This is a genomic window from Ruminococcus sp. RTP21198st1_G1_RTP21198_201120 (assembly GCF_040924265.1).
In the GTDB taxonomy this organism is placed as follows: domain Bacteria; phylum Bacillota; class Clostridia; order Oscillospirales; family Ruminococcaceae; genus Hominimerdicola; species Hominimerdicola aceti.
This window is the reverse complement of the sequence record NZ_JBCOMH010000001.1, coordinates 204295-216748: the sequence shown is the minus strand read 5'-3', so window position 1 is coordinate 216748 and position 12454 is coordinate 204295. Positions and strand designations below refer to the sequence as shown.

The following is a 12454-nucleotide window of genomic DNA, read 5'->3' as shown; positions in this document are numbered from 1 at the left end:
AGACAGAAGTATTTTTTCAAATACCTCCGCCTTTTTCGGGAAAAATTCGTCGTAATCTTTAATTTATACTATTTTAAGATAAATTACTTGTTAGCGAAATATCTGTCAAGCAGACCCTTGAAGCCGCATCCATGTCTTGCTTCGTCCTTAGCCATTTCATGAACAGTGTCATGGATAGCGTCATAGCCAAGCTCCTTTGCTCTCTTAGCAAGCTTCATCTTGCCCTCACAAGCACCATTCTCAGCCATATATCTCATCTCGAGATTTTTCTTTGTAGAAGGTGTTACTACCTCGCCCAGAAGCTCTGCGAACTTAGCAGCATGCTCAGCCTCTTCATAAGCAGCCTTCTCATAGTACATACCTACCTCAGGATAGCCTTCTCTGTAAGCAACCCTTGCCATTGCAAGATACATACCTACCTCAGAGCACTCGCCGTTGAAGTTCTCTCTAAGACCTGCAACAACTTCCTCATCAAGACCCTCTGCAACGCCTACCTTATGCTCGTCAGCCCATGTGATAGCTGTTTCTTCTACTTTATTGAACTTTTCTGCTGGTGCATGGCAGATAGGACACTCCTTTGGAGCAGCCTCGCCCTCATAAACGTAACCGCATACTGAACATACAAACTTTGACATAATTTTTGTCCTCCTTATTTGAATATCATTTTTTACTTTTCCACAGACCAGCGTTTTCGCTTTATCTGCGTTATTCTTTGCAGCTTTTCCCTTGCTGTGATTAAAGTATACCACATTAGTGTACATTTGTCAATAGGTTAGTTTTGTCTAACAATATAAAAATATTGCAAAATTTTATGGCAATTTTTTATGCAATTTGACGTAGACTATACTAACCAATAATACGTCTTGAAAAAAACTTAAAGCTGTGCTATAATGAAGATCAATATATGACAAAAAAGGAGTTTTTTTAAAATGAATAAGGAAAAAGCAGCGGCAGCAAAGGCTCTTTTCATGGAGGGCTACAACTGTTCACAGGCGGTAGTAGGCGCATGGGCTGAGGATATCGGCCTTGACAGCGAAACTGCATACAAGATAGCTTCGGGCTTTGGCGGCGGAATAGGCAGAATGAGAGAGGTCTGCGGAGCATTTACAGGTGCAGTCATGGTGCTTGGATTGAAATTTGGCAACACCATAGGCAGTGACAGGGCGGCAAAGGGCAAGGATTATGAGCGTGTTCAGCTTTTTGCAAAGCGTTTCAAGGAAGAGCTTGGCTCTGACACTATCATCTGCCGTGAGCTTCTCGGTCTGAGCGGACCTAGTGACCCTGACCCTGCAAAGCGCACAAAAGAATACTATCAGAAGCGTCCATGTCCTGAAACTGTAGCAATTGCAAGTGGTCTTTTGGGAGAATTTATGGAGTAATATTTTTTGCAAAACAACGCAAAAAAGAGCAGAGAAACGAGATCTCTGCTCTTTTTTTGTATATAAATTCTATTAGATACCTGCGGAATAGTTTGGAGCTTCCTTTGTGATATAAATATCGTGTGGGTGTGACTCCTTAAGACCTGCGCCTGTTATCCTGATGAACTTAGCCTTTTCGCCAAGCTCTGCAATAGTATGACAACCGCAATAGCCCATACCTGAACGGATACCGCCAACAAGCTGGAAGATAGTATCTGAAACTGGACCCTTATAAGCCACACGACCCTCAACGCCCTCTGGAACGAGCTTCTTTGAGTTTGTCTGGAAATATCTGTCCTTTGAGCCTTTATTCATAGCGGCAAGAGAACCCATGCCTCTGTATACCTTGAACTGTCTGCCCTGATAGATCTCAGTTTCGCCTGGAGCTTCGTCACAGCCTGCGAGGAGTGAACCAAGCATTACAACGTTTGCACCGGCAGCAAGAGCCTTAACGATATCGCCTGAATACTTGATACCGCCGTCAGCAATAACAGGAATGCCATACTCAGCAGCAGCGCAAGCAGCGTCATAAACTGCAGTGACCTGAGGAACACCTATACCAGCGACTACACGGGTAGTACAGATAGAACCAGGGCCGATACCGACCTTTATAGCGTCAGCACCTGCTTCGCAGAGCGCTCTGGCGGCTTCAGCAGTAGCGATATTACCTGCAATAACCGGTGTATCAGGGAAAGCGGCCTTAACTTTTTTAAGACAATTTATAACGTTCATAGAATGGCCGTGAGCAGAGTCAAGAACGAGGACGTCTACCTGAGCTTCAACGAGAGCGGCAACTCTTTCGAGAATATCGTTAGTCATGCCGATAGTAGCACCGCAAAGAAGTCTGCCCTTTTTATCTCTTGCGGAATTTGGATACTGAACAGCCTTTTCAATATCCTTGATAGTGATAAGACCCTTGAGAATACCGTTTGCGTCAACAAGAGGAAGCTTCTCAATCTTATGCTTCATAAGTATCTTCTGAGCGCCTTCAAGATCCGTATCAACAGGAGCAGTAACGAGGTTTTCCTTAGTCATAACGTCACCGATCTTGATATTTTCAAAATCAGTGATAAATCTAAGATCTCTGTTAGTGAGGATACCCTCGAGCTTGCCATCCTTATCGACTATAGGCACGCCGGAGATCTTATACTTGCCCATGAGCTTATCAGCTTCAGCAACAGTTTTATCGGCTGTAAGAGAGAAAGGATTAACGATAACGCCGTTTTCAGAACGCTTTACCTTATCCACCTCTTCTGCCTGCTGAGCGATAGTCATATTCTTATGGATAATACCGATACCGCCCTCTCTTGCGATAGCGATAGCCATTTTTGACTCTGTGACTGTATCCATAGCAGATGTCATTATAGGTGTATTGAGGACTATATCCTTAGTAAGGTGTGTATGGATATCCACCATATCAGGTGTACAATCCGACTCGCCTGGGATAAGGAGAACGTCATCAAAGGTAAGACCCTCTTTACCAAACTTATTGTTTACATTAGTATCCAGCATAAATTAACCTCCCGCAAACATTTTGAATTCTTAATTTATTATTCTTATAATCATACAACATTTAATTAAACTTGTCAACATCATTATTGAGAACTTTTTTTTAATTTAGTCTTTGCTAATCGGAGTTACGTTGTTTTAGCCAAGGTTTGCAGTGCCGCAAAATCGCTGCGCTCTTTGCGGATTTTACTTTGTATAAAGATATAGTATAAGCGGTGCAGTTTTGTGCTTCGATATTAGCTTTGTATCAGATTGCAACTCTGCAATTTGTCTTTTTCTCTCTGCACCGCTTAGTAGGCTTGCGCCTATTGAGGCTCTGCCTCAAACTCCGACAGGGCTTTGCCCTGTACCCACAATGGGTTTCACCCCTTGACCCTGACCAGGGGCGTGCCCCTGGACCTTTTGCTCGCTTCGCTCGGTGCTTTATTTTACTTTATACTTGTAATTTGTTAGGTTGGCTTTGCCAATTCCTCACTCCTCACTTTGACCGTTTTTCATCACTTTCACTCTCGCAAACACCACTGACAGCACTGTTGACACAAGCCAACCTATCGGCCATGACAGCCATATTCCCGTTGAGCCATATGGTCTTGCCAACACGAACGCAAGCACTACTCTGAGTATCAAGTCCGTAAAAGTTGATATCATAAAATACTGCATTGCACCTTTACCACGGAGTGCTCCGTCTGACATTATTTTTATGCCCACAAACACATAGAAAGGCGATATTATTCTCAAAAATGTTGTGCCTATCTCAACGGCTTTTGTTCCGCCGTCGTCAAGAAACAGATTTATCATAGTTTTTGGCATACAGAAAAAGCAGAGTATAAAAGGCACTGCCACGATAGCCGAGATAACAAGTCCTGCTTTATATCCGCTTTTTATCCTATCGTTCCTGCCTGCACCATAATTCTGTGCAACAAAGCTTGAAAGCCCGTTTGAAAGCGTTGTAAAACTTGTTATAGCAAAGGTATTTAGCTTTATTGCAGAAGAATATCCTGCGATACAAGACGAGCCGAAGCTGTTTACAAGATACTGCACAAAGATATTTCCCACTGAGATAAAACTCTGCTGTAAAATACTAGGTATAGAATAAAGGGTTATCTTTTTAAGTATTTTTCCTGAAAACAGCGGTGGTTTATCCTCTGTTTTAATTTCTGCGGTTTTCTTCACCAAAATAAGCAGTGAGAACACGCAAGCCACTCCCTGAGCGATAAAAGTAGCCCATGCAACGCCTGCCACACCCCATTTAAAGAACTTCACGAACACATAGTCGAGAACAACGTTTCCAACTGATGAGCCGATAAGGAGATACAATGGTGTTTTCGAGTCGCCCATTGCGTTATAAATACCTGTACCCACGTTATAAAGAAACAGGAAGATAAGACCTGCGATATAGATCTTCAGATAAAGCTCACCGTCACGGAAGATGTTATCGGGCGTGTTTATCATTCTCATAAGAGGAGTAGAGAACGCAAGTCCAAAAACTGTAAGCACTGTTGCAAGTATCGTACATGAAATTATAGTAGTAGTTGACGCAGTTTTTACCTTTGAGAACTCTTTTCCACCAAAAAATTGAGATATTACCACACAACAGCCAACATTGCTTCCCACTGCAAACGCCATAAATATCATTGTTATAGGATAAGACGCACCAACTGCCGCAAGAGCGTCTTCGCCTGCGAATTTTCCTGCTATGATACTGTCGAAAATGGAATACATCTGCTGAAATATTACGCTCACGAACATAGGCAGGGAAAATTTCCACAGCACTGTCCACGGTTTTCCCACCGTCAGGTCTGTCATAAAAACATCTCCATAATATAATAGTTACCATTTCATTATATCATAAAAAAACAACCTTTTTCAACGTCATTTCGCACAGACACTTTTGATATTTCTGAAGGTTTTTTTAGCATTTTACGCTATTTGCGATTTATTAATAAAATTTTCTAAATATTATTAGCTTACCCTCTTGCTGAAATTATCTGTAAAGAATAAAGTCACAATGTTTTTTATTGACAAAAAAGTGCGGATATTTTATACTTGTATAAGAGGTGATAAAATGAGCAGTCAAGCAGACCACGGCGGTCACAGAGAGAGAATGAGGAAGCGTTTCAAAGAATCGGGAAATTTCAAAGGCTTTTCCGAGCATGAGATACTTGAAATGCTTTTATTTTACATTGTGCCGAGAAAGAACACCAATGATATTGCGCACGAGCTTATAAAAAAGTTTGGAAGCTTAAACAGCGTTCTTAACGCTTCTGTGGAGGAGCTTTCTTCGGTAAAGGACATGGGCGAAAGCTCTGCAAACTCACTTTTATTTTTCAGAGAGCTTATAAACTACTGCTCCACTGTCACAGACAGCAGGATAGACATTAGAAACATATCTGCGGCGCTGAGTTTTGTAAACAACTGTTTCAGAAACGAAAAGCAGGAGAAGTTCAAGGTAATTTGTATCGACTCTGGCTTTCACATAAAGAGCGTAACAGACATATCCGCAGGCGGTGCGAGATTTACCCCTGTTGATTTTCGTGAGCTTACAAAAGCCGTTCTCAACAGCGGCACTGATATTGTTATCCTTGCCCACAATCACCCTGACTCACCCAACACCCCCTCTCAGGAGGACGTTACTCTCACCCGTGAGGTCATGAGATATATGAGATGTTTAGGTGTGACAGTTCTTGACCATTATATAACAGGCAATAACGGAACTATCTCCATGCGAAACTGCGGACTCATCCATGATATGGAGTGTTAAAAATAGAATATCACAAAAAAAAATGGACGATATGTTTATCATACCGTCCATAAAATTTTATCTTCTTGAAGCCTTTTTCTTTGCGCTGCCTGTTTTTGAACCTGAATGTGACTTCTTTGCCTGATGTTTTTTCCAATGTACCCACAGTGTAGGTGCGATACAGTTAGAAGAATAAACACCTGATATCATACCGATGATAAGTGGGAAAGCAAAGCTCAGGATAGATGTTACTCCGCAGATTATGCAGACGATACAAACTGTAGCCATAGCAAGAACTGTTGTAACAGTTGTATGGATAGAACGTCCCATTGTCTGTGTAATGGAGAGGTTTACAAGATCCTCAAGCTCCATTTTGTTGCCAAGAAGATTTTCATTCTCTCTGATTCTGTCGTAAATGATGATAGTTGCGTTGATAGAATATCCAAGGATAGTCAGCAGAACTGCCATAAAGTTTGCGTTGATGTCAAATCTGCATATTACAAAGCAACCGTATACCATGCACATATCGTGTGCAAGGGCAACTACTGAGAACACACCTGCTGAGATACCGCCTATCTTTTTAAATCTGAATCCGATATAAATGATAGTGATGACCATTGCCAGTGCGCAAGCAGCAAGGCACTTGAAGAAGAAGTTCATACCGCTTGAAGCTGCAACGTCGTTTGACTCATAAACTTCTATGTTATTATCAGGAAAGTCCTTTTCAAGGGCTGTTTTCAGGGTGTTCTGCTTATCATCGCTTATACCCTTTGTTGATGAGAATTTTATCTCTACTGTCTTTCCTGCGTTTCCTGTGTTTTCGCCAAGAGTTACTGTACATTTATCTCCGATACTGTCAGAAACGGTATTTGAAACGTCAGAAGTCTTTATATCGCCCTCATATGTATAAGTCAAAACTGTACCGCCTTTGAACTCGATAGCCACGTTAAGACCTATAACGAATGTAAGAATGATAAAAATTGCGATAAGTGCGCATGATATGGAATAAAATAACTTGCTGTGACCCACAACATTCAGGGTCTTTTTTTCTTTACTCATTTATTTCAGCACCTCCGTAAAGCTTGCGTTTCTTAAAGCACTTGAACTTTGAGAGGGACGAAAGCATAAGTCTTGAACAGAAGATACCGAATACAAAGTTCAGGAGAATACCTACAAGGAGAGTATATCCAAGTGAATAGATAGTACCTGCTGTGCTTGCGCCGAATACTGAGAATACAGGACTGAGAAGTGTTCCGAAAACGCTGTCTGTAGGTCCGAAGGCACCCATAAGGATTATTGCAACGAATACTACTGTGATGTTTCCGTCGAATACTGCGCTCCATGCTCTCTTATAGCCAAGCTCGATAGCTCCGTTAAGGGTCTTGCCGTTGTTAAGCTCTTCCTTTATTCTCTCGGCTGTGATAACGTTAGCGTCAACGCCCATACCGATAGAAAGGATAATACCTGCGATACCAGGGATAGTCAGCGTAAAGCTGTCGATATTTCCAAAGAAGCCTGTGATACAGGCGATAGAACCTATTACCTGACCTATAAGTGCGATAGACGCAACAAAGCCCGGCAGCTTATAGATTACGATGATATATGCAGCAATAACGATAAATGCGATAATTCCTGCAAGCACCATTGCGTTCTTTGCACCCTCACCAAGTGTAGGTGAAATGATGTTTGTGCTTGTTGTTTTAAGGTCGAATGGGATAGAACCTGCATTTATCTTATCTGAAAGAGCTTTTGCAGAATCATATGTGAATTTGCCCTCGATAACGCACTCACCGTCAGTGATAGCTGAATTTACGCTTGGGGCAGAAATGCACTTATCGTCCATCCAGATAGAGATAAAGCCTTTTCCGGCAAGCTCAGTTGTAGCGTCAGCAAAAGCTTTTTTACCGCTGTTATTGAGTGTCAGGCTTACTACATACTTGATATTTCCTGTAGTTTCGTCCTGAGTTTGTCTTACCTCAGCCTTTTTAACGTCATTTCCTGTAAGCACCTGCTCGCCTTTTTCTTCTTTACCCTTTCTGAATACAAGCTTTGCAGTTTCGCCAAGCTCAGAAACGGCAGCCTCAGGGTCAAAGCTTTCTTCGTTAGCCTGCCATGGGAATGAAACCATTACCTTATTTTTCTTATAGTCTACATAGACCTCGCTGTCTGTGATATTAAGGCTTACAAGTCTTTGCTCGATAACAGCCTTTGCAGCGTCCATTTCTTCCTTTGTGGCGTCGTAATTATCGGCAGGTTCAAACGTAGCATTTACGCCACCCTGAATATCGATACCCCAGCGGATATCTTCAACGCCCTTGATATAGCTTGTTTTTATATCTCCGTACTGAGTATGTATTCCTGCATAAGTAAGATATCCAAATGCAATTATACACAAAAGCACGATAAAAAACACGGGTTTTTTAACTTTTCGCACCTTTAATCCTCCTGATAAATTTATTAAGCCCAGAGGCTTTTCTGCCGTCAGGGCACAATACGCCCATAACGAACACATTCACCTTATAATTATAAAACGTTTGATACAAAATGTCAATAGTTTTTATGAAATTCGCACTGTTACTTATATCATGATAGTATTTTATCTATGAAATAATTTCTCTCAAAACCTGTTTCAAAAGCCTGTTTTAAAGGGGCTTTGTCTTGACAAAATCTCCTTTTAGTGATATTATTAAAAGGATAAATATTGCGACGTAAGGAATTTTTTTTGCGTCAGCTAAAAGGAGTATGTAAAATGATAGATATTAAGCTTATCCGTACAAATCCTGAGCTTGTCAAGGAAAACATCAAAAAGAAGTTTCAGGACGAAAAGCTCGTTCTTGTTGACGAGGTAGCTCAGTTTGACGAGGAATACAGAGCAGCTAAGACAAAAGCTGACGAGCTGAGAAATAAAAGAAAGGTAATGAGCAAGCAGATAGGCGGTCTTATGGCTAAGGGTCAGAAGGACGAAGCTGAGAAAGTAAAGGCTGAGGTTTCCGCTATCGGTGCTGAGCTTGACACTATGGCTGAAAAGGAAAAAGAGCTTGAGGGCAAGATCCGTGAGAGAATGCTCGTTATCCCTAACATAATCGACCCAAGCGTTCCTATAGGCAAGGACGACAGCGAGAACGTAGAGATTGAAAAATTCGGAGAGCCTGTTGTTCCTGATTATGAGATCCCATATCACGTTGACATTATGGAAAGCTTTAACGGCATTGATCTTGACAGTGCAAGAAGAACATCAGGAAACGGCTTCTATTATCTTATGGGCGACATTGCAAGACTTCATTCTGCAATTCTTTCATATGCCAGAGATTTCATGATAGACAGAGGTTTCACATATTTCATTCCTCCTTACATGATACGTTCAGACGTTGTTACAGGCGTTATGAGCTTTTCTGAAATGGAAGGCATGATGTACAAGATAGAGGGAGAAGATCTTTATCTCATCGGTACTTCTGAGCATTCAATGATAGGTAGATTTATCGACACTATCATTCCAGAGGGTGAGCTTCCAAAAACTCTCACAAGCTATTCACCATGCTTCAGAAAAGAAGTTGGCGCACACGGCATCGAGGAGAGAGGCGTTTACAGAATACACCAGTTTGAAAAGCAGGAAATGATAGTTGTCTGCAAGCCTGAAGATAGCATGGCATGGTATGACAAGCTGTGGCAGAATTCTGTTGATTTCTTCCGTTCACTCGATATTCCTGTAAGAACACTTGAGTGCTGCTCAGGCGACCTTGCAGACCTTAAGGTAAAGAGCTGTGACGTTGAGGCATGGAGCCCAAGACAGAAGAAGTATTTTGAAGTTGGTTCATGCTCAAATCTTGGCGATGCACAGGCAAGACGTCTTGGCATAAGAATAAAAGCAGAGGACGGCACAAAGTATTTTGCTCACACTCTTAACAACACAGTTGTTGCACCTCCAAGAATGCTTATCGCATTCCTCGAGAACAATCTCAATGCTGACGGAACAGTTAATATCCCTGAGCCACTGAGAATGTACATGGGTGGCAAGGACAAGATAACAAAGTAATTTTGATATGCAAAAAGGTGAACGGTCATGTGCCGCTCACCTTTTTTTGTTGTCTGAAAAATCATATAGATACAAAAAACGGACGGTTTTTAGCCGTCCGTTAATTTTTTAGTCAATGCAGGTGCGAACAGTGTTCGCCCGTTTATTTTGTCTTTACTTGATTTTTATATTATTCTTCCGTGTTTTCAGAATCCTCATTCTCAACGCTTTCGGTATTATCTTCAATGACCTCAGCATTTTCCTCAGCCTGAGCCTCTGCTATCTCCTCGGCAGTAGCCTTTTCCACCTCAGCCGTTTCAACATCATCGTCATGCTCAGTTCTTGTGAATGAAACCACTCTGCCGTCCTCGCCGACTCTCATAAGTCTTACGCCACGGGAGTATCTGCTCATCATGCTGATATCGCAGGCTCTTATTCTGATAACAATGCCGTCTGTGGATATCATGATGATATCATCTTCATCATCAACGACCTTTATTCCGCATACTCCGCCGCTCTTATAGTTCATAAGACCGTAGCCGCCTCTGTTCTGTACCTTATAAGACTCCAGCGGAACACGTCTGCCAAGACCGTTTTCTGCAACAGTGAGAACGCTTGCACCCTCTCTTACTCTTGCCATTGATACAACATAGTCGCTACCCCTGAGTTTTATAGCCTTTACGCCGTGAGCAACTCTTGACATCTCTCTTATGTCAGTTTCTCTTATCCTGATAGCATAACCATTATGCGTTGCAACGATAACCTCATTGTCGCCAAAGGTCATTCTTACTCCTGCTATTTCATCGCCCTCATCAAGACCAATTGCAATAAGACCGTTCTTTCTTACATTTCTGTAGGAAGTCAGCGGAGTTCTCTTTATCTTGCCGTTCTTTGTTACCATGACGATATACTTGCCCTCGTCAAAGTCGGCAGTTTTTATCATTGCGGCTATCTTCTCGCCCTCGCCCAGTTCAAGAAGATTTACTATATTTGTGCCTCTTGAAGCCTTTGAACCCTCAGGCAACTCATAGCATTTGAGCTTATACATTATGCCCTTATTGGAGATAAAGAGTATATTGTCATGTGAAGAACAGGTCTGAAGCTCGTCGATATAATCGTCCTCACGCTGTTTCATACCCGTTACGCCACGTCCGCCACGCTTCTGAGCCTTATACTCTGAAACAGGCATTCTCTTTATATATCCTGCATTTGTATAGGTAACAACGCTTTCCTCAACAGGGATAAGGTCTTCGATATCAACTTCACCGCTGACATTTTCTATCTGAGTTCTTCTCTCGTCGCCGAACTTGTCCTGAATAGCCTCGACCTCTTCAATGATTATATCAAGTATTCTCTGATGATTTGCAAGAATATCTTCAAGGTCAGCTATCTTGACTTCAATCTCAGCCAACTCGTCGATTATCTTCTGTCTTTCCATACCGGTCAGACGTCCGAGGGTCATATTTGCAATATGGTCAGCCTGAATATCTGTAAGACCAAAACGCTGATTAAGTCTTTGCTTAGCCTCAGGGATATTCTTTGAAGTTTTCATTATCTCGATAACTTCATCGATATTGTCAAGTGCGATAACAAGACCCTTTAAGATATGCTCTCTTTCCTTAGCCTTGTTAAGGTCAAACTTAGTTCTTCTTGTGATAACATCGACCTGAAAGTCTATATACTGTTCAAGCATTTCCTTGAGAGTCAGCACCTTAGGAATACCGTTCACAAGTGCGAGCATTATAACGCCCACAGTATCCTGAAGCTGTGTATAGCTGAACAGCTTGTTGAGCACCACCTGCGGATTAGCGTCCTTTTTAAGCTCGATAACGATCCTCATTCCGTCCTTGCCGGATTCATCGTTTATATAATGTATTCCGTCAATACGCTTTTCCTTAACAAGGTCAGCGATAGACTCAACAAGTCTTGCCTTGTTTACCATGTAAGGTATCTCGGTGACAATAATGCAGTTTCTGCCCTTTATCTCCTCGATAGAGGTCTTTGAACGCAGTGTTATCTTTCCTCGGCCTGTACCGTAAGCCGCTCTGATACCGGACCTGCCCATGATGATACCGCCTGTAGGAAAGTCAGGACCCTTTATGCTCTGCATAAGCTCATCAAGTGTGCAGTCAGGGTTTTTCATGACAGTTTTCATTCCCTCGATAACTTCATGGAGGTTATGAGGAGGTATATTCGTTGCCATGCCCACAGCGATACCTACTGAGCCGTTACAAAGAAGATTTGGAAATCTTGACGGCAGCACAACAGGCTCTTTCAGTCTGTCATCATAGTTTGACTGAAAATCAACAGTTGTTTTGTTTATATCTGTCAGCATATTTACTGACATCTTAGCCATTTTAGCCTCAGTATAACGGTAGGCAGCCGGAGGGTCGCCGTCAACGGAACCAAAGTTTCCGTGACCGTCAACAAGAGGATATCTCATTGAAAACTTCTGAGCAAGTCTTACAAGTGCGTCATAAACTGATGCGTCACCGTGTGGGTGATATTTACCGAGCACAGATCCGACCGTATCTGCACATTTTCTGTAAGCTTGATCAGGTGTAAGACCATTTTCATACATGGTATATAAAATTCTTCTGTGAACAGGTTTAAGTCCGTCCCTTACATCAGGTAAGGCTCTGGATACAATTACCGCCATTGAATATTGAATGAAAGATTCTTTCATTATCGCTTCAACATCAGTGTCAATAACGTTATAATCGCTCACTTTATCCACTCCTTTTTAACCTTTCGGTTTACTTTGAAAAGAACATA

Annotated in this window: 9 protein-coding genes; 3 read left to right on the top strand and 6 right to left on the bottom strand. The window is 41.9% G+C overall.

What is annotated here, in order from left to right:
* Positions 1–83: 83 nt before the first annotated feature.
* A complete protein-coding gene (locus AB5627_RS01100; RefSeq protein ID WP_022287215.1) occupies positions 84–635 on the bottom strand; it encodes an NADH peroxidase in 552 nt (183 codons plus the stop codon).
* Between the two features lie 294 nt (positions 636–929).
* On the opposite strand from AB5627_RS01100, the gene AB5627_RS01095 reads away from it, so the two are divergent.
* The gene (locus tag AB5627_RS01095) at positions 930–1379 is read left to right on the top strand and encodes a C-GCAxxG-C-C family protein (RefSeq protein WP_022287214.1); all 450 of its coding nucleotides are present in this window, start codon (positions 930–932) and stop codon (positions 1377–1379) included.
* Positions 1380–1451: 72 nt separating this feature from the next.
* Here the strand turns inward: AB5627_RS01095 and guaB are convergent, their stop codons facing one another.
* Together guaB and AB5627_RS01085 are read right to left on the bottom strand one after the other, a co-directional pair.
* Entirely contained in the window at positions 1452–2930 is a 1479-nt protein-coding gene (gene guaB / locus AB5627_RS01090; protein WP_022287213.1) for an IMP dehydrogenase, read from the bottom strand.
* 468 nt (positions 2931–3398) lie between these two features.
* Positions 3399–4733: an MATE family efflux transporter gene (locus AB5627_RS01085; protein WP_022287200.1), complete on the bottom strand. Its 1335-nt coding sequence runs from the start codon at positions 4731–4733 to the stop codon at positions 3399–3401.
* 259 nt (positions 4734–4992) lie between these two features.
* On the opposite strand from AB5627_RS01085, the gene AB5627_RS01080 reads away from it, so the two are divergent.
* Positions 4993–5688 (top strand): RadC family protein, encoded by a 696-nt coding sequence (locus AB5627_RS01080; RefSeq protein ID WP_022287199.1) that lies wholly within the window; start codon positions 4993–4995, stop codon positions 5686–5688.
* Positions 5689–5745: 57 nt separating this feature from the next.
* On the opposite strand, the gene secF is transcribed toward AB5627_RS01080, so the two are convergent.
* Entirely contained in the window at positions 5746–6726 is a 981-nt protein-coding gene (secF, locus tag AB5627_RS01075) for a protein translocase subunit SecF (RefSeq protein ID WP_022287198.1), read from the bottom strand.
* Positions 6719–8101, bottom strand: a complete 1383-nt coding sequence (gene secD / locus AB5627_RS01070) for a preprotein translocase subunit SecD (protein WP_265290336.1) — start codon at positions 8099–8101, stop codon at positions 6719–6721. The genes secF and secD overlap by 8 nt, the downstream gene beginning before the upstream one ends.
* 315 nt (positions 8102–8416) lie before the next feature.
* Between secD and serS the strand changes: the two genes are divergently transcribed.
* Positions 8417–9700 carry a serine--tRNA ligase gene (gene serS, locus AB5627_RS01065; protein ID WP_022287196.1) on the top strand — a complete coding sequence of 428 codons (1284 nt, stop codon included), beginning with the start codon at positions 8417–8419 and terminating at the stop codon, positions 9698–9700.
* 169 nt (positions 9701–9869) lie between these two features.
* Here the strand turns inward: serS and gyrA are convergent, their stop codons facing one another.
* Complete coding sequence (gyrA, locus tag AB5627_RS01060) at positions 9870–12416, bottom strand: DNA gyrase subunit A (protein WP_215650041.1); 2547 nt, start codon at positions 12414–12416, stop codon at positions 9870–9872.
* Positions 12417–12454 lie beyond the last annotated feature (38 nt).